Here is a 21,705-nt window from a genome sequence, read left to right as displayed (position 1 = left end):
GGACTCGCTTTCACCGGGTGAATGTTCCCCGCGGGCTCATTTGAGCCTTTTGCGTCAGGCGGAGTGGCTCGACGAGTTGTTTTCCTGCGACTCCGGCCAGATTCCCCATGCGTGCTCCTGCTTGCCTGCCTGCTTGCGCATGGCCCCCCACACAAGAAAGTGGAGATATGAACCAGATAACCGATACCAAGAAGTTCTCCCTCAGCGCGGAGGAGCTCGAGAAGTTCCAGCGCGACGGATACATCGGTCCTTTCGACCTGTACGAGAAGGACGAGATGGAGGCCAACTTGCAGGCCCTCCGTCCGAAGCTGCTGAATACCAAGAAGGCCATTTACGGCGGCGGCCGCGCGGTGTCCGGCAACACCAACCTCGCGAATTACGACCGGCATCTGGACATCGACTTCCTCGCGGACCACATCACGCGGCCCGAGATCGTCGACCGGGTCTCCAGCATCCTGGGCCCGGACACCCTGTGCTGGCGCTCGGAGTTCTTCCCCAAGTACCCGGGTGACGAAGGCACCGACTGGCACCAGGCCGACAACTTCTCCAACGTCGCCGGGTCCAAGCACCCCCAGATCGTCTGGCCCGAGGACGCCGACTTCGGCGGCACCATCACCGTCTGGACCGCGTTCACGGACGCCAGCGTCGAGAACGGTTGCCTCCAGTTCATCCCGGGGTCCCACAAGACGATGAACTACGACGAGTCCAAGACGATGGACTACAACCCGGACGCCATCAACGCCACCGAGAAGAACGGCATCCGCCGCGGCTTCTTCGGTCACGACTACCGCCAGCTCCAGAAGGACCCCAACTGGAGCCCGGACGAGTCCAAGGCCGTCTCCCAGGTCATGCGCCAGGGCCAGTTCATCGTCTTCTGGTCGACGCTGATGCACGCGTCCCACCCGCACAGCGGCCTCACCGACCAGATGCGCCTGGGCTTCGCGGGCCGCTACCTGCCGACGTCGGTGAAGGTGTACCCGTACTCCACCGAGCTGGAGGAGTTCGGCGGCCAGGCCAGCCTCGACCGGTTCGGCAACGTCCTCACCTCGGGCACCGACACCTACGGCCACAACCGCTTCGTCGACAGCACGGTCAACGGTCACCCGTTCCGGACCAACCAGTAAACGAAAGGATCACCACGGTGTCGAACAGCGTGCAGACCCAGACTTCCACTCAGGAAGAACTGGAGCAGTGGGTCCTCACCACCTGCCGAGACCTCGGTCTCACGGTGGAGACCGCTGCCGACGACTTCTTCGAGGCGGGCGGCACCTCGCTCACCGCCATCCGGCTGATCGCCCAGGCCGAGGAGACCTACGGCGAGGACGCCCTGACCCCGGACGACCTGTTCGCCCGGAGCGCCGTGCGGGACATCGCCGCCTCCATTCTCCAGAACGACCGGGACTGAGGAGGACGGCCGTGCGGTCCGACAGCGATCGATGGGCGCCGGTCCTGCGGCGCGCGGCGGGCCCCCGCCGCATCCGGCTGATCTGCTTCCCCTACGCGGGAGGCGGCCCCGACCTCTTCAGGAGCTGGGCCGAGGGCCTGGACGCCGGGGTCGAACTGGTCGCTGTCAGGCTGCCCGGCCGGGGCCCCCGGCTGCGCGAGACGATGTACGAGAACTGGGACTCCTTGCTCGCGGAGACCTTCGACGCGCTCTCCGCGGCCGGGTTGCTCGACTCGCCCCACGCCTTCTACGGACACAGCTTCGGCGCCCGACTGGCTTACGAAATGGCTCACTTGGCCGCGTCGGCACACCCCGGCGCCACCCGGCGCCTGTTCGTGTCCGGCAGCCGCAGCCCCAACGCGCCGCAGGCCCGCCCGTACCTCCACGAACTGCCGGGGGACCGCTACCTCGACGCGGTGCGCGCCATGGGCGGCACACCCGCCGAGATCCTGGACAGCCCGATGATGATGCGGCTGTTCCTGCCGACGATGCGCGCCGACATGAGGCTCGCCGAGCTGTGGGACGACCGCCACGGCGCGCCGGGTGTTGACGTTCCCCTCACCGCCCTCTACGGGCGCGAGGACCCGGTCGACGGGTACGCCGCCATGCGCGACTGGAAGCTCTACACCAGCGGCGACTGTGAGGTGGTGGAGCTGCCCGGAGGCCACTTCTTCCTCGACACCCACCGGGACCGACTGCTGGAAACGATCAACGCGCGGCTGGAGGGATCCCGATGACCGCACCGCACCACCCGACGCCGACACCCACGGCACTGGCAGCCCACCGGGCGCTCAACCACGGTACGGCCACCGCCTTTCCGGAGCTCGGCGTCAAGGAACTGTTCGAGCAACAGGCGGCCCGCCGACCCGCGGCCACCGCGCTCGTTCACCCCGGCGGCCGGCTCGACTACCGCACCCTGGACGGACTGGCCAACGACCTCGCGACACGTATGCGGGAGGCAGGCGTCCGCCCCGGCGACACCGTCACCGTGCTCATCACCCGCTCCGCGGAGCTCATCATCGCCCTGCTGGCCACCGTCAAATGCGGAGCCGCCTACCTCCCCGCCGACGCGTCCTGGCCCGACGGACGGCTGCGCGCCCTGCTGGAGCGCACCGACGGCCGCCATGTCCTGACCCGGGCCTCCGAGGCCGACAGGATCGCCGTCCGGCTGCCGGGACGACACATGATCCCGGTCGACCTGACATCGCTGACAATCCGTCAAGAAACGCCCCCGTACCGCGGATCCCCGGACGACATCGCCTACATCAACTTCACCTCCGGCTCCACCGGCGCTCCCAAAGGCGTACCGATCAGACACCGGAGCATCGTCCGGCTCGTCCACGGCGCCCGCTACGCGCGACTGGACCACGACACCGTCCTGCTCCAGCTGGCACCCGCCTCGTTCGACGCGGCCACCTTCGAGATCTGGGGCGCCCTGTTGAACGGCGGCACCTGTGTGCTGTACCCGGAGCACTTCGTCCGCCTCAGCCGGCTGGGCAAGGTGCTGGCCGAGCACCGGGTGAACGTCCTCTTCCTCACCACCGCCCTGTTCAACACGGTCGTGGACGAGGCCCCGGACATCCTGGCCGGCGTCACCACGGTCCTGACCGGCGGCGAGGCACACTCCCTGACCCATATGGCCGCCGCCCTGCGACGGTACGGACCCGACCGGATCGTCAGCGTCTACGGACCCACCGAGTGCACCACCTTCGCCACCTACCACCCCGTCCGCACGCTCCCCCCGGACGAGACCAGCCTCCCCATCGGCCGACCCATCCAGAACACCCGCGCCTATGTGGTCCACGACGGGCGCCTGTGCGAGCCCGGCGAGACCGGCGAGGTCCTGCTCGCCGGACCCGGCCTCACCCCCGGCTACCTCGGGGCGTCCGAGACCAGCGCCCGCCACTTCACCGAACTCGACCTCGACGGCGAACCGCGGCGCCTGTACCGCACCGGCGACCGCGCGTTCCTGTCCGAGCGGGGCCACCTGGTGTTCCAGGGCCGCCTCGACGACCAGGTCAAGGTCCACGGCTACCGCATCGAACTGGGCGAGATCTCCTACCACTTGGACGCCCACCACGCCGTACGCCAGAGCTTCGTGACCACCCGGCCCAACGCACAGGGCGGCCAGGAACTCATCGCCTTCGTCGTGCCGGACACGGACGAGCGCGAACCCGAAGCATTTCGGGCGCACTTGAGGGCTCTCCTGCCTCCCTACATGGTCCCGGCCGATCTGCGGCTGTGCGCGCAACTCCCGCTGACCGCCACCGGCAAGGTCGACCGGCACGCCCTGCTCGCCACCCTGGACAACCGTCCCGTCGCCGCGGGAGCGGCGTCATGAGCACCTCCCTTCCCGACCGGGACCTGGCGAGTGAATTCCCCTTCCTCACCGCCGAACACGACGCCTTCCGCCTCCAGGTGCGGGAGCGGCTCGCCGAGTGCGTGCTGCCCCACGCCGACGCGTGGGAGGAGCGGCGCCGGGTGGGAGCCGAGGGCTGGAAGGCGCTCGGCGCGGCAGGTCTGCTGGAGATCGGGCACACGGGCGAGGACTTCCTGCGCAGCGCCGTCCTCCTGGAAGAGCTGGGAGGGAGCGGCTACGCGGGTATTCGGGCCGCCGTAGGAGTCCATGCCTACATGGCGCTCTCCTACCTCCTCATGTTCGGCTCGGCCGAGCAGCGAGCGGCCCATCTGCCGCCCGCCTACCGGGGCGAGCGCGTGACCGCGCTGGCCATCAGCGAACCCGACGCGGGCTCCGACCTCCGTGACCTGCGCACCTACGCCGCCCCCAGGGGCGACGGCGAGAACGCGGGGTTCTTACTCGACGGCCACAAGAGCTATGTCGCCAACGGCACCGGCGCCGGCCTGCTCGTCGTGCTCGCCCGCACCCGTCTGCCCGCCCCCGGCTCCGGCCCCGAACGAGGGCTGACCGGAGCGAGCATGCTGCTCGTCGACGCCGAAAGCCCGGGCATCACCCGGCGCCCCCAGCCGATGCTCGGCTGGCGCTCCGCCGACCTGGCCACGATCACCTTCGAGGGCGTCGAACTGCCCGCGGACGCGGTCCTCGGCCGACGCGACCGGGCCCTCACCCAGCTGATGCGCGCCCTCGACTTCGAACGTCTGGTGGCGGGCCTGCTGGCGGTCGGCGGCGCGCGCCACACCCTGCGCCTGGTCGACGCCCATGTCCGCTCCCGCCGCATCAAGGGCGTGCCCCTGGGGACACACCAGTCCGTGCGGCACCGACTGGGCGAGCTGTACGGCGAGTTCGACATGGTGCGCCGCTACGCCTACCACGCGGCATGGCTGCACACCCGGGGGCGGCTCGACACGCGTACGGCGTCGGTGCTGAAACTGCGCGCCACCGAACTGGCCCTCTCCGCGGCCCAGGCCTGCTCCCAACTCCACGGCGCGCAGGGCTACTTGGAGGATTCAGCGGCGGCGCGCGTGCACCGCGACGCGACGGCGGGAACGATCGCGGCCGGAGCCAGCGAGCTGATGCGCGACATGATCTACGAGGCGCACTGACATGGCCCACGAACCCACCACCGCCCCGCTGTCGTCCGCGCCCCCGGGATCCGACCTCGGCCATGGCCGCAACGACCGCCGAGGCGAAGTGGCCCCCGCGTCGACGCCCAGGCATCGCCAGGGGACGGCGATCACCGTGACCGCCGTCCTGCCGCTCCTCCTCATCGCCGGCAGCGCCCTGGCCATGCCCGGCACGGACGTGGCCGCCGCTGCCGCCTCGGGGCCGAAGCTCGGCGCGGCCGGGCACTCCCTGCTCGCCGTCGCCGTCGTGCTGACCGCCGCCCACCTCGGGGGCGCGCTCGCCCGCCGCCTCGGCCAGCCCCCGGTGGTAGGCGAGATCTGCGCGGGCCTAGCCCTCGGGCCCTCCCTCCTGGGCAACCTGGCACCCGGCGCCATGGGCTGGCTCTTCCCGCGCGGCACGCTCGGACCCCTCGACGGACTGGCCCAACTCGGCCTGATCCTCTTCATGTTCGGGGTGGGCCAGGAGCTCGCCGGAATGCGGCTGCGCGGCGCGGCGACCCGGGCCCTCCTGGTCAGCCAGTCCTCCGTCCTCGTCCCGTTCGCCCTCGGAGCGCTCGTCGCCGTGCCCCTGGCGGCGCGTTACGCGGGTCCCCGCGGGCACGGCGTCGCCTTCGTCCTGTTCGTCGGCTGCGCACTGAGCATCACCGCGTTCCCCGTCCTCGCCCGGCTCCTGTCCGACCTCGGCATCTCCCGTACCGAACCGGGACGCCTGAGTCTGTTCGCGGCGGCGATCGGTGACGGGGCGGGGTGGCTGGTCCTCGCGGGGATCCTGGCCACCGCCCACGGCTCCGACCCCACCATGGTGCTGGTCAACGCCGCCGCCACGATGGCGGTGGTGGCCCTGTTCCTCGGACCGGTCAAGCGGCTGCTGGCCCGGTGGGCCTCCCGGAAGGGGGGCGGGGCCGACTCGGGCATCGTCCTTGTGGTCGGGGTCGCCTCGGCGGCGGCGCTCACGGCCGTGCTCGGCGTGCACCAGCTGATCGGGGCGCTCCTGGTCGGGCTCGTCTGGCCGAAGAACCGGACCGGGCCCGTCGTGGAAGGCCTGACCGGCACCGCGAAGACAGTGCTGCTGCCGTTCTTCTTCTTCGGCTTCGGCCTCACCGCCGACCTCAGCGCCCTGACCTGGGACGGCACGACGGTCCTGGTCTTCCTCGGGCTGCTGGCCCTGGCCACGGTCGGCAAGGTCGCGGGCCCCGGCCTGTGCGCATGGCTCACCGGTATGCCGCGGCGCCCGGCGCTGGTCCTCGGCGTCCTGCTCAACGCCCGCGGCCTGACCGAACTCATCGTCATCCAGATCGGTTACGACGCCGGGATCATCGACGCCCGGATGCTCGCCATCCTCACCCTCGTCGCCCTCGGCACCACCATCATGACCAGCCCGCTCCTGCGCCTGCTCAAAGCCGCGGGCACCGGGGAGCGGGGCGCTGCTTCGCCGCTCGCCACGGCAGAAGCACGGCCCAAGGAGTACGCGTCCCGAGATTGACGCCCCCCGGGCCGCCGCCGTCACGTGGGCCGTGCCGACCGAACGGCTCTCCCCGAAGACGTCGAAACGGGCCGGAGAAGAACGGGCCAGTTTTCACCCGCACTTGACCGTTTCGATTTCAAAACAGCGGCTAAACGGACCTCATGTCGGAAACAGCGAAGAAGAACGAGGCGACGGAAAGCACTGCGGCCAAGAACACGGCGCGCTCTGCGAGGAGCGGAGTTCGGTCGGCCACGACCAAGGCCGCGTCGGCTGCGAGCGACACCAAGTCGGCGGCGTCCGAGGCCAAGGACACGACGGGCAGCAAGGTGCTGGCGTTGCGTTCCAAGGCCAAGTCCGGCGGCGAGATGCTGGCCACGGTGCCCGGAAAGTCGGTTCACATGGCATCGACCGCATGGACGGTGGTGCGGAACCGCAAGCAGATCGCGGCCGGTGTGGGAGGAGGCGTACTGGCGGCCCTGGCGGGCGCCTACAGTCTCGGCCGAGTATCCGTACGACGCGGACACGGCCCCCTCACTCGTGCCACGGGCGGTCGCTTCTGACGAAGCGGTAGAAGGATGGGGGATGTGAGGGGCACAGACGCCGCTCACATCCCCCACCCGCGTGTGCGCCCCGACGGACGAGGCCGCTCACGCACCACACGAAGGGCCCTCGACTCTTCGGCCGGTACTGTCTTCGCCGGCCCGGATGGCGTGGCACGCGCCACGGCGGGTACGCACACTTCGCCCGACACCACATGAAGAGAGAGCCCCGTGCCCGACCCCTCCCCGCGCCCCAGCACAAGACGCGCCCGCGCCACCGCCATGGTGAAGCGACTCCGTGGTGAGCTGCGTGCGACAGGGGTGGCGCTGTGGGACGACAACGTGTCCGACTTCGCAGCCGCACTGACCTACTACGCCGTCCTGGCCCTGGTTCCCGCCCTCCTGGTCACGGTCTCAATCATCGGGCTGGCCGCCCCGCGGGCGACGGACCGTCTGATCGACGAGCTCACGTCGTACGCCCCCGCGCAGTCCGCGAGCGCCCTGCGCGGCGCGCTGCGCGAGATGACCACCGCGCAATCCGGGGTGTGGGTGCTGGTGGTGACCGGGACGGCGAGCGCCCTGTGGTCGGCGGCGAGCTACCTGGCGGTCTTCCGCCGGGCGCTGCACGCCATGCATCGCCTCCCGGACAGCAGGCCGGCCCTGCGCACCGCACACACCATCGTGGCCACCGCACTCCTCCTGCTCGCCCTCCTCCTCACCGGCTCGGCCGCGATCGTGCTGTCGGGACCGCTCGACCACCGGGCGGCAGCCCTGCTCGGTCTGGACAGCCTGGGAACGTGGTCCATGCTGCGCTGGCCGATCGTGCTGGGGGTCGTCACGGTCCTGCTCCTCGTGCTGTTCCGCACAGGCCCGCGCGAGGCACGCGGCATACGCCGAGGACTGCCGGGAGGCGTCGTCGCGGTAGTGCTGTGGTGCGCGGCATCCGCCGGATTCACGCTCTACGCCGACCACTTCGCCTCGTACACCCGCCTGTACGGTTCACTGGCCGGCATCGTGGTGTTCCTCATCTGGCTGTGGTTCACCAACCTGTCGCTGCTCGCGGGAGCCCAGTTCAACGCCGTACGCTGCCGCGATCGCACGTGTTGAGGTGGGGGACGGGCACACATGCCCCAGCCACCGCGGCCGTGGACATGGGGCGGGCGCACATGTCCCGGAAGCCGCTGTCGCCGCCATGGGGTGGTCGCACATGTGTGGGCAACCAAGAGTGACCCGCACGCGTCGGACACCACATGGAACGCGAATGGCTCTTCTTGCTCATACCCGTGCTGATCGGCGTGAGCTTTCTCTGCGTCGGTGTGTACGGACTGCGCCGCGCCGGCTCGCTCCGTCGTACGGGCATCACCACGGTGGGGCACATAGTGCGGCACGACACCCGGCGGGACGACGAGGGGTCCCGGTACCACCACCCGGTCGTGTGCTGGACGACCCGCGACGGGCGCGCGTGCACGCACCCCTCCCTGTTCGGCCGGAGCACGGTCACTCGGGGCTTCGGCGTCGGTGCCTCCGTCACGGTCGTCTATGACGAGCGGAACCCCGGCCGATTCGCGCTGCCCGGCTGGGACTCGAAGTCGTTCTTCGTGATGTTCACCGCGGTGGGAGCGGCGCTCACCGCAGGCGCGTCGGTGGCCTTCCTCATCCTGCTGATGACTCAATGAGCGCGGCTCGGCAACTGACGCCATATGCGGCCGAGTTGCGGAGGCTGGGCGAACGCGCGCGGGAAGAACTGGCGCCGACGCGTCGTTGTCACGGAACATGACACCATTCGGCGGCTTCGACTCCGTCACCACCAGCCTGCTCGACGACAAGAACTTCGCCACCCTCGCCACGGTCAACCCCGATGGCGGGCCGCAGACTTCGGTGGTCTGGTACGTACGCGAAGGTGACACGGTACTCATCTCCGTGACCGCCAACCGCAAGAAGGCCCGGAACATCGAGCGCGACCCACGCGTGAGCCTCGCCGTCTTCGACCTGAGCAACCCGTACCGCTCGGCCGAGATCCGGGGCACCGCGGAGCTGTTGCCCGACCCGGACAAGGTGTTGCCGAAGCGGCTCTCGCAGCGCTACCTGGGCGAGGACCCGCCGCCGGAGACCGCGAGCCGGCTGATCGTCCGCATCACCCCGGAACGCGTCAACGGCTTCACGGTCTAGCTCCGGCCTCCTCTTACGAGCTCGTGCGCACCTGCGCTACCGGGTGGCAGGCTGAGGGCCCGGTGGCGGTCTTCGCCTGCCATCCGTCAGGAGCAGGTCGCGCCGTTCAGGGTGAAGTGCGTCGGCGTCGCGTTCGTACCCGAGTACCCGGCCTGGAACCCCAGGCTCGTGCTGCCGCCGGGCGCCAGCGTGCCGTTCCATCCGGCGTCCCTGGCCGTCACGGCGGCGCCGGACTGGGTCACCGTGGCGTTCCAGGCGCTGCTGATCCGCTGGTCGCCCGCGAAGCTCCAGCCCAGGGCCCAGCCCGAGATCGCCGAGGTCCCGGTGTTCTTCACGGTCACCGTCGCGGTGAAGCCGTCGTTCCACGCGCTGTCGATCCGGTACGCCACGGAACAGGCCGCCCCTGATGTCGCGTCGTCGTCCGCTTCCGTCGCCGTGAACGTCGCCGCCCGCACCGCCGGCCCGCCCGCCATGAAGGTGGCGCTGCCCGACACCGCGTCCGCGTCCTGCGCGGCAGACAGCGAAACCTGTTGCGGCACAGCCCAGTTGGCGGGAGTGAAGGTCAGGCTCGCCCCCGCCGCCACCGTCAGGTCCTGGTCACCGGAGCTTCGGGCGACCGTCACGGTGACGTTCTGCGCGGGCGCCGCCGAGAGCCGTACGCCCACCGTCGCCGTCCCGCCCTCCGGGACGACGGCCGTCGCCGGTGTCACCTGCACCGCGGGCAGCGCCGGGGCTCCGTGCCGCTCCGCCGCGAACGCCGCCAGCCAGGCCAGCGAGGCGTTCCAGTTGATCGCCACTTCGTTGGTGGAGTACGAGCCGATGTCGTCCACATAGCATGCCGCCGGCGCGCAGCCCTGGAGCTTGGCCTTGGCCACGGGGTCGTCCAGGCCCGCGTCGGGGCCGCCGGCGAAGGAGCCGTTGGGCGGGTGCGGCAGCGAGGCGTCGTTCTGGTGCGCCCAGAAACGGTGGTGCTGGTTCTCGGAGAAGCGCTCGCCGTAGCCGGTCACGTAGGAGAGGTCGAGCGCATTGCGGCCGAGCAGATAGTCCAGGGACTCCAACGCGCCCGCGCGATACCGCTGTTGTCCGGTCAGCTCGTACGCGACGGCCAGCATCATCGCGTTGTTGGTGACGGCGCTGTTGGAGCCCCACACATAACCGGTGGCGGGCAGCGGCACCCGGTAGCCCTGTCCGGACATGGTGGACAGGTGCGCGTCGGCGGCCGTGGTCAGTACCCCGCGCAGCCGGGCCGTGTCATCGGCGGGCAGGGCCACACCGGGGACGGTGGCGAGAGTGATCCGGCCGAGTGTCGCGGTGCCGCCCCACCAGAAGTCATCGGCCGGCTTGGTGTGGTGCGGCGAGGAGGTGACGCTGTCCCGGAACTGCGACTCGCCGGTGGTGGCGAGGAGTTCGGCCGCCGCCCAGTAGAACTCGTCGGAGACATCGGCGTCCTCGTACGCGCCGCCACCCGTGTTGTCGGTCGCCGGGGCGAGGACATCGGGGTGGGCCTTGGCGGCCGCCCAGGCGCGGCGGGCCGCGTCCAGACAGCGGGCGGCGAACGCGGCGTCATAGGGCGCGTACACCCGGGCACACTGCGCTGCCGTGGCGGCCAGGTTCAACGTGGCGGCCGTCGACGGAGCGTGCAACTCGCGCTGTACGTCGTCCAGTTCGGGCCGCGTGGGCAGCGCGGTCCACTGGGCGTCATGCACCTTGTGGAAGGCCATCCCGGCCATCGGCTTACCCGCGGGAACCTGCATCCGCAGCAGGAACTCCAGCTCCCAGCGGGCCTCGTCCAGCACGTCCGGGATGCCGTTGCCGCGCTCCGGAACGCGCAGCGTCCCATCGCCGAGTGCCGCCTCGCCCCCCGAACGCTTGGCCCGTTCAAAGGAGTTGACCAACTCCCAAGTGGCGATGGAGCCGTTCACGACGTACTTGCCCTGGTCACCGGCGTCGTACCAGCCGCCGCGTACGTCACGTTGGTAGTCACACACGCCGGCCTGGCAGGGAACGCTGGTGTCGCCCTTGTTCGGGGCGACGCCCAGGTGTCCGGCGGGGCGGGCGTAGGCGCTGCCGGCGAGGGCCGCGTCGATCGCGATGCCGCTGCGCTGCTGGTGGAAGAACGACATGCTGTCGGCGCGCAGCCCGTCGTACAGCGACGCGGAGATGTCGAACGGGTGGCTGGACCGGTCACCGACGACCAGCGTGAAGCCGGTACCGCCCCCGGTGTACGCGCCGAAGTCCACCAAGTGCGTGGACTGGCCCGACGCCTGGTCGGCGCCGTGCACCACGGTCGCGCCCGAGGCGACCACCGCGCCGGAGGCGTCACGCAGTTGCCAGGTCAGTGGCCCGCTCGCGGCACTGACCACGACGGCCCGCTTGGGCCCGTCGGGCAGGTAGCCGAGTTGGTTGACTCGTACGGGGGAGTCGGCGGGCAGGGCGGTGGCGACCGCGTCGGCCGAGTGCGCCGGAAGCGCGGTGGCGGTCAGGCCGCCGACGGCCAGGGCGAACCCGGCGAGTACGGTGGCCGCACGACGTGACGCGCCGCGCGCGAAGGGGGCAGGAGGCACGGGAAGGGGCCTTCCTCGGGGGAGTGGGGGACGGAGAATGGTGCGTGGGAGCGCTCCCAGTTCATGAAGTCAGGTTGGCGGTGGCACGTCAAGGTGCGTGTAGGCAAAGGGAATTGACGGAACGTCATGAGAACCCAATGCCGTCCGGACATGACCGTGCCGGTCACAGTCCTCGATGCGAGGCTGTGACCGGCACGGTCACGCTTTCAGCACACGTTCCGCTACGGCCGGCGGACCGCGGCCAACCGCTAGCGGCTGAGCGACGTGAGCGCCGCCGCGTCGTACGGCTTCAGCTCGTCGAAGCGGTTGGCGAGGACCTTCGCCGCCCACTGCGGGTCCTGGAGCAGCGCCCGCCCGATGGCGACCATGTCGAACTCGTCGCGCTCCATGCGGTCCAGGAGGTTGTCGATGTCGCCCAGCGCGGCCCCCTCGCCGGCGAACGAGCGGAGGAAGTCGCCGTCGAGGCCGACCGAGCCGACGGTGATGGTCGGACGGCCGGTGAGCTTCTTGGTCCAGCCCGCCAGGTTGAGGTCCGAACCCTCGAACTCCGGGACCCAGTAGCGCCGGGTGGAGGCGTGGAAGGCGTCGACGCCGGCCGCCGCCAGCGGGGCCAGGATCGCCTCCAGCTCCTGCGGGGTCTGGGCGAGCCGGGCGTCGTAGGCCTCCTGCTTCCACTGCGAGTAGCGGAAGATCACCGGGAAGTCGGCCGGAACGCGCTCGCGGACGGCCGCCACGATCTCCGCGGCGAACTTGGTACGGGCCACCGCGTCGCCGCCGTACTCGTCGGTGCGGCGGTTGGTGCGCTCCCACAGGAACTGGTCGAGCAAGTAGCCGTGGGCGCCGTGCAGTTCGACGCCGTCGAAGCCGATGCGCGCGGCCTCCGCGGCGGCGTCGGCGAACGCGCCGATGACGTCGTCGAGGTCGGCGCGGGTCATCGCGTTGCCCGTGCCCTCGGTGCCGTCGACACGGATGCCGGAGGGGCCGACGGCGGGGGCGTCGGGGTACGGCGCCTCGCCCTGCTTGCGGACCATGCCTATGTGCCACAGCTGGGGCACGATCGTGCCGCCCGCCTCGTGCACGGCCGCCGCGACCTTCGACCATCCCGCGAGCTGGTCCTCGCCGTGGAACCGCGGCACGCGGTCGCTCTGTCCGGCGGAGTCGTGACCGACATAGGTGCCCTCGGTGACGATGAGACCCACACCCGCGGCGGCCCGGCTCGCGTAGTACTCCTGCACGTCCTCGCCGGGCACGCCGCCCGGGGAGAACATCCGCGTCATCGGAGCCATAGCGATGCGGTTGGGGACGGTCAGCCCGTTCAGCGTGACGGGCCGGGAGAGGATCTCGGCCGCGCGGGATGCGGTGGGCGTGGTGTCGGACATGCGGATCCTCCGGGTTGAGGCGGTACCTCATCGGGATGACAACAGAAGTGCATAGTACACATCTTATGTATCATGCATATTGCGGTCCCTGGGCATCCTGGCGAGCCGTACCCGGGCCCCTCGAGGGGCTCGCCGGTCGAGGGGCCCGCGATAATGGGGCGCCGGGAGGGGCAGAGCGGAAGGAGCGGGAGGCGCGGTGCTGGAGAAACTGGAGCGGGAGCTCATGCTGCTGTCGCGGCACCAGGTGCTGGCCCGCCGCGAGCGCGACCCCGAACGTCTCGACCGGTCGGCGTATCTGCTGCTCTGCCGGATCGACACCCAAGGTCCCATGTCCATCGGGCAGTTGGCGGATGCCTTCGGGCTCGACACCTCCACCGTGAACCGTCAGACGGCCGCGCTGCTGCGCTGCGGACTGGCCGAGCGCGTCATGGATCCGGACGGCGGCACGGCCCGCAAGCTGCGCATCACCGACGAGGGCGGGCGCCGGCTGAGAGCCGATCGTGAGATCAATCGGTCCTGCCTGGCCGAGGTGGTGGCCGACTGGTCCCCCGAGGAGGTGCGTCAGCTGGAGGACGCCTTGGCCCGCCTCAACCGCAGCGCCGAAGCGGTCGAAGGGCGGCACTGGCCGCGCACGGAGGAAGAGGGCGCGTGCGGAAGCCAAGGCGGCTCGCACCCTGGGCAGCGCTCTGAGTGAAGAGTCTTCAGGGGCCGAAGGCTCTGAGGGTCACATCGACGAGCGAGTCGGCGTATGCGGTGGTCAAGGGCCCGCTGCGGTGCAGCCAGCGTTGGAAGAGCGGGGCGTAGAGCACTTCGAGGACCAGATCGAGGTCGGCTTCGGCGTCGAGCCGGCCGGCCCTTTGGGCGCTGCGCAAGCGTGCCTTCTTCGCCGCGGCCATCGGCTCGGCCAGCTTCTCGCGGTACTCGGCCGCCAGCGCGGCATCCTGGGCGATCTCGGTGGTGAGGGCCCGGATCAGCCGGTCGAAGGCCGGGTCGGCGAACTCCTTCACCGAGGCGCGCATGACGAGCTTGAGGTCCGCCTCGAGGTCCCCCGTGTCGGGCAGCGTGATCGACTGCCCGTCCGCATCCTCACTCAGGTCCAGGAGTGCGGCGAAGACGACCGCGCTCTTCGACGGCCAGCGCCGATAGATCGTCTGCTTGCCGACGCCCGCACGGGCGGCGATGGCCTCGACCGTGACCTTCTCGTACGCCTCCTCCGCGACGAGCGCGCGGGTCGCCGCGAGGATCGCCTGCCGGGACCGTTCCTTGCGCCGGGAGTGGCCCGGCCCCATCTCGTCGGACATGTGGGCAGCGTACCCCCATGATGAAACGAGACGGTTCGTATTGCCTCTTGAGGGGGGATGCCCTAGCCTCACACCATGAGCCGAAACGAACCGAGACGGCTCGTCTCTTTTACTTGGGGTGAGGTGCTATGACGCAGCATGCGCGAGTCTGGTTGATAACCGGTGCGTCCCGTGGTCTGGGCAGGGCTTTCGCCGAGGCGGCCCTGGCGGCCGGGGACCGGGTGGTGGCGGCCGCCCGAAACACCGCTCCCTTGGCCGAGTTGGCGGAGAAGTACCCCGACCACCTGGTCCCGCTCTCGTTGGACGTCGCCGATCGACAGGCCGTGTTCGACGGGGTCGGGCGGGCGGTGTCCGCGTTCGGCAGGTTGGACGTGGTCGTGAACAACGCCGGCGGAATGCTCTACGGCATGGTGGAGGAAGCCACGGAGGAGCAGATCCGGGCCCATATGGACGTGAACTTCTTCGGCGCTCTGTGGGTGACCCAGGCGGTCCTCCCTCACTTGCGTGCCCAAGGAGGAGGACGACTCCTTCAGGTCACCTCCATGGGGACCGGCGGCGGTATGGCGACCGTCGGCTTCTACGGAGCGGGCAAGTCCGCGCTGGATTCGGTCAGCGAGGCGCTGGCGAGGGAGGTCGAGGGCTTCGGCATCAAGGTCACCGTCGTGCAGATGGGCGGCTACAACACCGGCCTGTTCACCGCCGGCACCACGGCCACCGAGCCCCTGTCGCAGTATCAGCCCGTGCGTACCGAAATGGAGGCGATGTGGGGTGACGCCGTCTCACCGGAGCCGGAAACCGCCGCCCCGGTCATCATGGAGCTGGCCGCACTGCCGGACCCGCCGCGACGGCTGATCGTCGGCAGCCAGTCCTTCGACCACGTCATGGAGATGGGCCGGGCCCGAACGGAGCTGTACCGATCCTGGGAGAGCCTCAGCCGCCTCGCCCCGGGCTGAGCGGGGCCCGGCGGCCTGCGGTCCGTGTCCGGCGGTCCGTGTCCCGCGGTCCATGTCTGGCGGTCCGTGTCTCGCGGTGCGCGGCGTCCGGCGGGCGTACTGTCGAAGCCCGCCATCAGGGAGGACCGCCGTGCGCCGCGTCACCTATTCGATGAGCGTCTCGCTCGACGGCTACATCGTCGGGCCGGACGGACGTTTCGACTGGACGGCTCCCGACGAGGAGGTCTTCCGGCTGGCGACCGACGAGGTGCGAGAGCTCGGCGCCCATCTGCTGGGACGACGGCTGTACGAGACGATGCTGTACTGGGAGACCGCCGACCAGAACCCGTCCCTCGACTTCTCGACGCGCGAGTTCGCCGCGCTCTGGAAGCGGCTCCCCAAGGTGGTGTTCTCCACCACGCTGTCGGCGGTGGAGGGGAACGCGCGCCTGGCCTCCGGCACCCTGTCCGAGGAGGTCGAACGGTTGCGAGCCGAGCCGGGGGAGGGCGACATCGCCATCGGCGGCGCCGCCCTCGCCGCCGAGGCGGCCGCGTCGGATCTGATCGACGAATACCGGCCCCGGGTCTACCCCGTGTTGCTCGGCGGTGGCGTTCCGTTCTTCCCCCAGCGCGAGCGCCGGGTGGACCTCGAACTCGTCGAGAGCCGCACGCTCAGCTCAGGCGTCGTCTACCTCCGCCACCGCGTGGCGCGCTGAGGGACTCATGCTCGTCGAGACGGGCCCCACGGCTCCGGAGAGCCACACCAACACCCCATGGCCTACGCCCCTTTGAGCCCCGCGTCGATGATGTGCTCGGCGAGTTCGCGGGAGGCGGCGGGCGCGAGGTCGGAGCGGGTCGCGCCGGCGGCGAGCAGGCCGTCGACGAGGAGCAGCAGTTGCTGCGCGGCGAACTCCGGGCGGCTGTGCCCGAGGGCGACGAACTCGTCCGCGAACAGCCCCTGAAGGGTGCGCCGATAGGCCCGGGTGACCTCGTGCCCGGGGTGCTCCGGCTGCGTCAGGGCGAGGTCGGCGGCGAGATAGCGGCAGCCGTGGAAGTCGGGTGCGGCGGCGATGAGGTTGAGCCGGTCGACGACGGCGAGCAACCGGGCGCGGGGGTCGTCTCCGGCCTTTTCCATGGTGGACCGGTACTGATCGAGATCCTCGGCGGAGCTGCGGCGCAGTACCTCCGCGACGAGACCGTCCTTGCCCCCGAAGTGCTCGTACAGCGAACGCCGGGCTACCCCGGCCGCCTTGAGCAGAGCGTCCACGCCCACTCCGACGCCCTGGGTGTAGGTCAACTCCTGGGCGGCGGACAGGAGTCGCTCGCGGGGGCCCGGCTTGGCGGAAGTGCTCATCGCGTGATTGTGCCAGCCCTTGACACGGTAGATCAACCGGTCTATCTCTTAGGTCGTAGACCGAATGGTCTACTCGGCCCGGGTCGTCCGGAACGGGATCAGCCAGCAGCAACTACCCAGCACGTGCTGGGCACTTGAGGAGATGTCATGCCCGTACGCAGCACCGTCGAGGTCATCGATCGCTTCAACCGCGCCTTCACCGACCGGGAAGCGGACCTCCTGCTGGACCTGATCGCCGAGGACTGCGTCATGGAGAGCGTCCAGCCCGCGCCGAGAGGTGAGCGGGTCGTGGGTCGCGAGGCATGCACCCGGTGGTGGGCGACGCTCGTCGACGACCGGTCCACGCAGTTCACCCCGCAGGAGGTGATCGTGGCCGACGACCGCGCGACGATCGTGTGGAGCTACCGCTTCGGGGCGGGGCCCGAGGAGTGGGTGAGCGGTGTCAACGTCATGCGTGTGGCCAACGGCCAGATCGTGGAGGCGCTCGGTTTCAGCAAGACGGCGGGCGAGGTCCCGCTGGCTACCGAGTCCGTAACCGGGTCCGAGGACGCTTAGGCGTCACACCGATCAAGGGTTGTCGCACGACGCGCCTCGACCAGCGCGGCGGCTCGCTGGACGGCATGCTCACCGATTTCGCCCTGGTCGACGCGGCCTCGCTCGTGGCGATACCCGAGCACCTGACGTACGCGGAGGCGGCGACGCTGCCCCGGCGTGCGTCGGCCGCCGCCGGGAACGGAAGCCGGGCCTCGCGTGTACGCGGGGCCCGGTTGCGTTGCCGAGGAGGACCTAGTTGGGGCTGGGCACGTACGTCCAGCAGTAGTTGCGGTAGCCGCCGGCGTTGTCGAGGATGCTCTTGCCGGTCTGCGGGCCGACCTTGCCGTCGTTGTTGAGACCGGACGCCACCTGGAACTTGACGACCCAGGCCTTGGTCCCGGCGCCGAACACGCCGTCCTCCCCGAGGGGGCGACCGTGTCCGGTGCGCTCCGCCCAGTTGTTGACGGCCTTCTGCACACACCAGACGCCGTGGGTGCTCTTGGAACCGACCGAGATCGTCGGCACGCCCGGCGCGGCGCTCGCGGGCGCAGCCAAGGCCCCGCCGAGGGTGGCGGCGGCGAGCGTGGCGACGGCTGCGGCCTTGAGAGCCGTGGGGTTGAAGCGCATGGCTGTTCTCCGATTCTTGAGGGGACTTCGGGGTGAGAGGGGTCAGAGGGTGAGAGGGGGGAGTCGTGGTGGCGGCGCCGTATCGGGTGCCTGTGCCAGGACGCGGCTCAGGCGCTGGCGGCCGCGGTGCAGGACGTGTTGCCACCGCAGTACGTGATGTCCCAGTGCGAGCCTTCGTTGGCGTAGACGTTGCCCGCCGAGGAGCGCCAGCGGGTGGCGCCGTCACCGCGCGTGGAGATGTGGGTGAAGCTGCGGGTGACATAGCCGTCGATGCAGGAGTTGCGGGCGGTGTCGGCCTTGTAGCCGTTGTAGTGGCTGTACGTCCCCGACGCGTGGCCGACCTCGGTGCCGCCGGTGACGTTGATGGCGCATCCACTCGCCGACTTGAGGGTTTTGAGGCCGTCCACGGTGGCCTTGTTGATCTGGTCGTAGGAGGTGCAGTGGGCGTTGGAGCGCGTGGTGCAGCCACCTGAGGAGCTGTGGGTCACGCCGGCCGCGGCGAGCTGGGAGGCGGCGACGGACTGACTGAGCTTCGCGACGGCGGCGTCCGCGGTGCCCGACAAGGCGAGGGTCGCGGATGCGGCGAGCATCCCGGACAGGAGGAGAGGGCGGCGTCGGATGTACACGAGGGTCCCTTCGAAGTGGGTGGGTGGGAGTGTGGATGGGTGGGTGGTCGGTGGAGGCGGATGCGGATCAGTACCAGTGCGGCGAGCGTGACTGCCAGGCGCTCAAGGCGCCGCAGGGTGTGTGGTAGCGGCCGTCGATGTACGTCAGACCCCACTTGATCTGGGTTGCGGGGTTGTTCTGCCAGTCGGAGCCGGCGGTGGCCATCTTGGAGCCGGGCAGGGCCTGGGGTATGCCGTAGGCGCCGCTGGAGGGATTGGTGGCGTACACCTTCCAGTTGCTCTCGCCGTCCCACAGGCGCTGGAGGCAGGAGAACTGGGCGGAGACACTCCAGCCGTGGGCGGCGAACATGCGCTGGGCGGTCAGCTCGACCGTACGCCCGAGGGCGAGCGCGTTCATCGTCGCCGGACCGGCGGTACCGTCCGCCGACAGGCCGTGGTTCCTCTGCCAGTTGGCCACGGCGGAGCGGGTCCCGGCGCCGTACTGTCCGTCGGCAGCCGCCCCCACCTTGCTCTGGACGGCTTGCACTTGACGGTGCAGAGCCAGTTCGCTGCGGGCGCCGTACACACCGTCCTCGTCCAGGCCGTTGTCGCGTTGAAAGGCCTTGAGGGCGGCATGAGTTCGTGGTCCGTCGGCCCCGTCGATCTCCCCGGAGGCCAGGTACCCCAGGCCCGCGAGGTTGGTCTGCCGCCAGGTGACCGTGTCGGCGGCCAGGGCGCGAGTGCTGGTGAACGCGCCCTGGGCCGTACCCACCAGGAGGACCAGCACGGTGAACAGGACTGCACGCAGGACAGGTTGAGATCGCAAGCGAGGACTCCAATGGGACGGGCCAGGCATCGGACGTGTCCGGCAGAACAACCCCTGTACGGCGCCTACTTGAGGCGCTGGTGCTTCGGCAGTGCTCCGAAAGTGCTTCGGCAGCGCTTCGGGTGGGGCGATGTGACCGACCTTAGGAGGGGCGACGAGCCGCGTCAGTAAACCCCTGTCCGAACTTCTCACCCCGCCTGCAACCGCGGTTGTACTCCGGGCGTATGCCTCAGGTTGATCGCGGGGGCCGCACTCGGTGCCCTACGATGCGCCGATGCATGGGACCACGTACCGGACCCCGCCCTTGGTCGACGTCGCCCTTGCCGTGGCGCTGGCCGTCAGCGCCTGCCTGGCCGGGAGGTACTACCACCCGGCGCCGTGGCCGGAGTTCGATGCCCGGGCCCATGTGTTGAGCGTGGCGACCGCGTTGCCGCTGGCCGCCCGTCGGTTGTACCCGTTGGGCGCGCTGGCCGCCTGCTGTGGCGGGCTGTGCACCTATCTCGCGTGCGGCTACCAGCCGTCGTTGAACTACTGGGTGCCGGTGCTGGCGCTGATCAGCCTGGCGGGGAGGCGCCCCTCCCGAGCCACCGTAATCCCGGCGCTCCTGGTGGCGGGCGCTATTGCTTACAGTGGCATTGCCGCCGTTCTGCATCCGGTCGTCACCGTCGTGCAATCCCTCATCACACCCGCGGCGGCCCTGGCAATCGGCTTCGCGCATCGACGAGTTGCCGCGCAGAACGCCGAACTGCTGCGCCTGACAACGCTGTTGGCGCGATACGAAAAGGAAGAGGCTCGGCGCGCTGTCACCGACGAACGCCTGCGCATCGCCCGCGAGCTCCACGACGCCATCTCCCAGCACATGACCGCCGTCACGGTGCAGTCGGGCCTCGCCGAGTTCGTGTTCACCAGTGACCCGCAAACGGCCCGTGAAGCCCTGAAAGCCACCGCCGGAGCGGGCAGGGAGGCCATGGAAGAACTGCGCCGGCTCTTGACGGTGCTACGAGTCGCGGACTCCGGGGACGGAACAACCTGCGACGACGACACGTCATTTGCGACCATCGGCAGGATCCCGGAGGTGGCCGAACGGATCACTGCCGCTGGCCTCCCTGTCGCCGTCCATCTGGAAGGCCGGATACGTCCCCTCAACGGCGGCCTGGAACTCTGCGTCTACCGAGTCGTCCAAGAGGCGCTGACCAACGCCCTCAAGCACTCGGGCGCCGCCGACGCGCAGGTAACCGTCACCTACGGCGCGACGGAACTGCACGTTCTCGTGGAGGACGACGGGCGGGGGACGGGGGCGATATCCGGCCCGGGTTCCGGACTCGGGTTGATAGGGATGGCCGAGCGCGCCAAAATCTGGTCCGGCTCACTGACCACGGGCCATCGTCCAGGGGGAGGCTACGCAGTGCGGCTCGTCCTGCCCATTCCCCGCGGCCGACCACCCTGGGCGGCACCACAGCCATGATCAGCGACACGGGGGGACAACCATGTCAGGTGTTCTGGTAGTCGACGACCAGCACCTCATACGTACCGGCATCGCCACACTCCTTGGCACCCGGCAGGACGAACTCGGCCCCATTCACGAGGCGGCCGACGGGCAGGCGGCGATCGCCGCGGTGACCGCGGAGCAGCCCGGCCTCGTCCTGATGGACATCCGCATGCCCGGCCTCAACGGGATAGACGCCGCCAGAACCATTCTGCGGCTTCCCGTGGCCGAGCCTCCGCGCGTGGTCATTCTGACCACCTACGACCAGGACGCCTTGCTCTACGCCGCCTTACGCGCGGGATGCAGCGGATTCCTCCTCAAGGACATGCCGCCGGGGCAACTGCTGAGCGCCGTCATCGCCCTGTCCCAGTCCGACGTGCTCGTCGCACCCGCTCGGCTGCGCACGCTTGTTGAGTACCACGCCGTTCCCGAGGCCCCTTCAGTGCCGGGGCCGCTGTCGCAGCCGCAGCCGCAGCCGCCCGAGCGGCTTCCCGCCCAGCTCACGCAGAGGGAACTACAGGTTCTCCAGTTCGTCGCTCAGGGATTGGACAACGAGGACATCGCCCAGCGCATCTGCGTCTCGGTGGGAACCGTGAAATCCCATGTACACCGCATGATGACCAAGCTGGAATTGCGCAGCCGCGCGCAGGCCGTGGTGTTCGCCTACGAGCACGGAATCGCCACCGCCCGTGCCTCAGGCACCTCAGGAATGCGCCCGGCAACGGCCTTCTGAGGCAACGGTTGCAATCCGCGGCCCTACGCGCCGTGCGTACGGCGGTGCGGTGGCGGCGGGGTGGTGGCTGCGCCGGTCATGTGGCGTGAGCCGGTGCTGCCATGAACGCACCTACTGCGCGGCAGGTCGTCCGCCCGGTGAGTGGAGGTGGGCGAACTCCTCAGCGAGCAAGCCCATGATGACGAGATCGTGGTGCCGGCCACCG

The 21,705-nt window shown here is 70.0% G+C and carries 23 protein-coding genes; 16 read left to right on the top strand and 7 right to left on the bottom strand.

All coding sequences use genetic code 11. The annotated features are described in order from the left end of the window. Window positions 1-167 precede the first annotated feature (167 nt). The 10 genes from DWB77_RS04305 (at window position 168) to DWB77_RS04265 (ending at window position 9,160) form a co-directional block, all read left to right on the top strand. Window positions 168-1,124 (top strand): chlorinating enzyme, encoded by a 957-nt coding sequence (locus DWB77_RS04305; protein WP_120719958.1) that lies wholly within the window; start codon window positions 168-170, stop codon window positions 1,122-1,124. A 29-nt stretch (window positions 1,125-1,153) separates the two neighbouring features. Next, on the top strand, window positions 1,154-1,405 hold the full coding sequence (locus DWB77_RS38385; RefSeq protein ID WP_216826827.1) for a phosphopantetheine-binding protein: 252 nt from the start codon (window positions 1,154-1,156) through the stop codon (window positions 1,403-1,405). A gap of 11 nt (window positions 1,406-1,416) precedes the next feature. After that, a complete protein-coding gene (locus DWB77_RS04300; protein WP_216826826.1) occupies window positions 1,417-2,181 on the top strand; it encodes a thioesterase II family protein in 765 nt (254 codons plus the stop codon). Then, window positions 2,178-3,785: an amino acid adenylation domain-containing protein gene (locus DWB77_RS04295; RefSeq protein ID WP_120719957.1), complete on the top strand. Its 1,608-nt coding sequence runs from the start codon at window positions 2,178-2,180 to the stop codon at window positions 3,783-3,785. Before DWB77_RS04300 ends, DWB77_RS04295 begins: the two co-directional genes overlap by 4 nt. Continuing rightward, window positions 3,782-4,966, top strand: a complete 1,185-nt coding sequence (locus DWB77_RS04290; RefSeq protein WP_120719956.1) for an acyl-CoA dehydrogenase family protein — start codon at window positions 3,782-3,784, stop codon at window positions 4,964-4,966. Before DWB77_RS04295 ends, DWB77_RS04290 begins: the two co-directional genes overlap by 4 nt. 1 nt (window position 4,967) lies before the next feature. Then, window positions 4,968-6,470 carry a cation:proton antiporter gene (locus tag DWB77_RS04285; RefSeq protein WP_120719955.1) on the top strand — a complete coding sequence of 501 codons (1,503 nt, stop codon included), beginning with the start codon at window positions 4,968-4,970 and terminating at the stop codon, window positions 6,468-6,470. Window positions 6,471-6,613: 143 nt separating this feature from the next. Further along, complete coding sequence (locus DWB77_RS04280) at window positions 6,614-7,012, top strand: hypothetical protein (RefSeq protein WP_162952421.1); 399 nt, start codon at window positions 6,614-6,616, stop codon at window positions 7,010-7,012. A gap of 261 nt (window positions 7,013-7,273) precedes the next feature. Then, window positions 7,274-8,098: a YihY/virulence factor BrkB family protein gene (locus tag DWB77_RS04275; protein ID WP_120719953.1), complete on the top strand. Its 825-nt coding sequence runs from the start codon at window positions 7,274-7,276 to the stop codon at window positions 8,096-8,098. 143 nt (window positions 8,099-8,241) lie between these two features. Then, entirely contained in the window at window positions 8,242-8,667 is a 426-nt protein-coding gene (locus DWB77_RS04270; protein WP_120719952.1) for a DUF3592 domain-containing protein, read from the top strand. Window positions 8,668-8,764: 97 nt separating this feature from the next. Next, entirely contained in the window at window positions 8,765-9,160 is a 396-nt protein-coding gene (locus DWB77_RS04265; protein WP_120719951.1) for a PPOX class F420-dependent oxidoreductase, read from the top strand. Window positions 9,161-9,246: 86 nt separating this feature from the next. On the opposite strand, the gene DWB77_RS04260 is transcribed toward DWB77_RS04265, so the two are convergent. Together DWB77_RS04260 and DWB77_RS04255 are read right to left on the bottom strand one after the other, a co-directional pair. Further along, window positions 9,247-11,724 carry a glycoside hydrolase family 9 protein gene (locus DWB77_RS04260; protein WP_120719950.1) on the bottom strand — a complete coding sequence of 826 codons (2,478 nt, stop codon included), beginning with the start codon at window positions 11,722-11,724 and terminating at the stop codon, window positions 9,247-9,249. A 248-nt stretch (window positions 11,725-11,972) separates the two neighbouring features. After that, window positions 11,973-13,103 (bottom strand): NADH:flavin oxidoreductase, encoded by a 1,131-nt coding sequence (locus DWB77_RS04255; RefSeq protein WP_120719949.1) that lies wholly within the window; start codon window positions 13,101-13,103, stop codon window positions 11,973-11,975. Window positions 13,104-13,326: 223 nt separating this feature from the next. Here DWB77_RS04255 and DWB77_RS04250 point away from each other — a divergent pair, with 223 nt between their 5' ends. Further along, entirely contained in the window at window positions 13,327-13,797 is a 471-nt protein-coding gene (locus DWB77_RS04250; protein ID WP_120727345.1) for a MarR family winged helix-turn-helix transcriptional regulator, read from the top strand. 7 nt (window positions 13,798-13,804) lie between these two features. On the opposite strand, the gene DWB77_RS04245 is transcribed toward DWB77_RS04250, so the two are convergent. Continuing rightward, complete coding sequence (locus tag DWB77_RS04245) at window positions 13,805-14,404, bottom strand: TetR/AcrR family transcriptional regulator (RefSeq protein ID WP_120719948.1); 600 nt, start codon at window positions 14,402-14,404, stop codon at window positions 13,805-13,807. Window positions 14,405-14,532: 128 nt separating this feature from the next. Between DWB77_RS04245 and DWB77_RS04240 the strand changes: the two genes are divergently transcribed. Beyond that, window positions 14,533-15,357 (top strand): SDR family NAD(P)-dependent oxidoreductase, encoded by an 825-nt coding sequence (locus tag DWB77_RS04240; RefSeq protein ID WP_120719947.1) that lies wholly within the window; start codon window positions 14,533-14,535, stop codon window positions 15,355-15,357. Between the two features lie 130 nt (window positions 15,358-15,487). Next, window positions 15,488-16,051: a dihydrofolate reductase family protein gene (locus tag DWB77_RS04235; RefSeq protein ID WP_120719946.1), complete on the top strand. Its 564-nt coding sequence runs from the start codon at window positions 15,488-15,490 to the stop codon at window positions 16,049-16,051. Between the two features lie 62 nt (window positions 16,052-16,113). On the opposite strand, the gene DWB77_RS04230 is transcribed toward DWB77_RS04235, so the two are convergent. Further along, window positions 16,114-16,689, bottom strand: a complete 576-nt coding sequence (locus DWB77_RS04230) for a TetR/AcrR family transcriptional regulator (RefSeq protein ID WP_120727343.1) — start codon at window positions 16,687-16,689, stop codon at window positions 16,114-16,116. Between the two features lie 147 nt (window positions 16,690-16,836). On the opposite strand from DWB77_RS04230, the gene DWB77_RS04225 reads away from it, so the two are divergent. Further along, the gene (locus DWB77_RS04225; RefSeq protein ID WP_120719945.1) at window positions 16,837-17,244 is read left to right on the top strand and encodes a nuclear transport factor 2 family protein; all 408 of its coding nucleotides are present in this window, start codon (window positions 16,837-16,839) and stop codon (window positions 17,242-17,244) included. Window positions 17,245-17,475: 231 nt separating this feature from the next. On the opposite strand, the gene DWB77_RS04215 is transcribed toward DWB77_RS04225, so the two are convergent. From DWB77_RS04215 to DWB77_RS04205, 3 genes are all read right to left on the bottom strand, one after another. After that, window positions 17,476-17,850, bottom strand: coding sequence for a peptidoglycan-binding domain-containing protein (locus DWB77_RS04215; RefSeq protein WP_120719944.1), 375 nt, complete (start codon window positions 17,848-17,850; stop codon window positions 17,476-17,478). Between the two features lie 107 nt (window positions 17,851-17,957). Beyond that, window positions 17,958-18,476, bottom strand: coding sequence for a hypothetical protein (locus DWB77_RS04210; protein WP_246033400.1), 519 nt, complete (start codon window positions 18,474-18,476; stop codon window positions 17,958-17,960). A gap of 67 nt (window positions 18,477-18,543) precedes the next feature. Further along, window positions 18,544-19,281, bottom strand: a complete 738-nt coding sequence (locus tag DWB77_RS04205) for a peptidoglycan-binding domain-containing protein (protein WP_162952420.1) — start codon at window positions 19,279-19,281, stop codon at window positions 18,544-18,546. A gap of 274 nt (window positions 19,282-19,555) precedes the next feature. On the opposite strand from DWB77_RS04205, the gene DWB77_RS04200 reads away from it, so the two are divergent. Together DWB77_RS04200 and DWB77_RS04195 are read left to right on the top strand one after the other, a co-directional pair. Continuing rightward, a complete protein-coding gene (locus DWB77_RS04200) occupies window positions 19,556-20,746 on the top strand; it encodes a sensor histidine kinase (RefSeq protein ID WP_162952419.1) in 1,191 nt (396 codons plus the stop codon). Window positions 20,747-20,768: 22 nt separating this feature from the next. Then, the gene (locus DWB77_RS04195) at window positions 20,769-21,500 is read left to right on the top strand and encodes a response regulator (RefSeq protein WP_120719941.1); all 732 of its coding nucleotides are present in this window, start codon (window positions 20,769-20,771) and stop codon (window positions 21,498-21,500) included. The last annotated feature ends 205 nt before the right edge of the window (window positions 21,501-21,705 follow it).

The sequence above is a fragment of the Streptomyces hundungensis genome (assembly GCF_003627815.1).
Lineage (GTDB): Bacteria > Actinomycetota > Actinomycetes > Streptomycetales > Streptomycetaceae > Streptomyces > Streptomyces hundungensis_A.
Note: the sequence above shows the minus strand (reverse complement) of the source record. Positions and strands in the feature narration are given on the sequence as shown.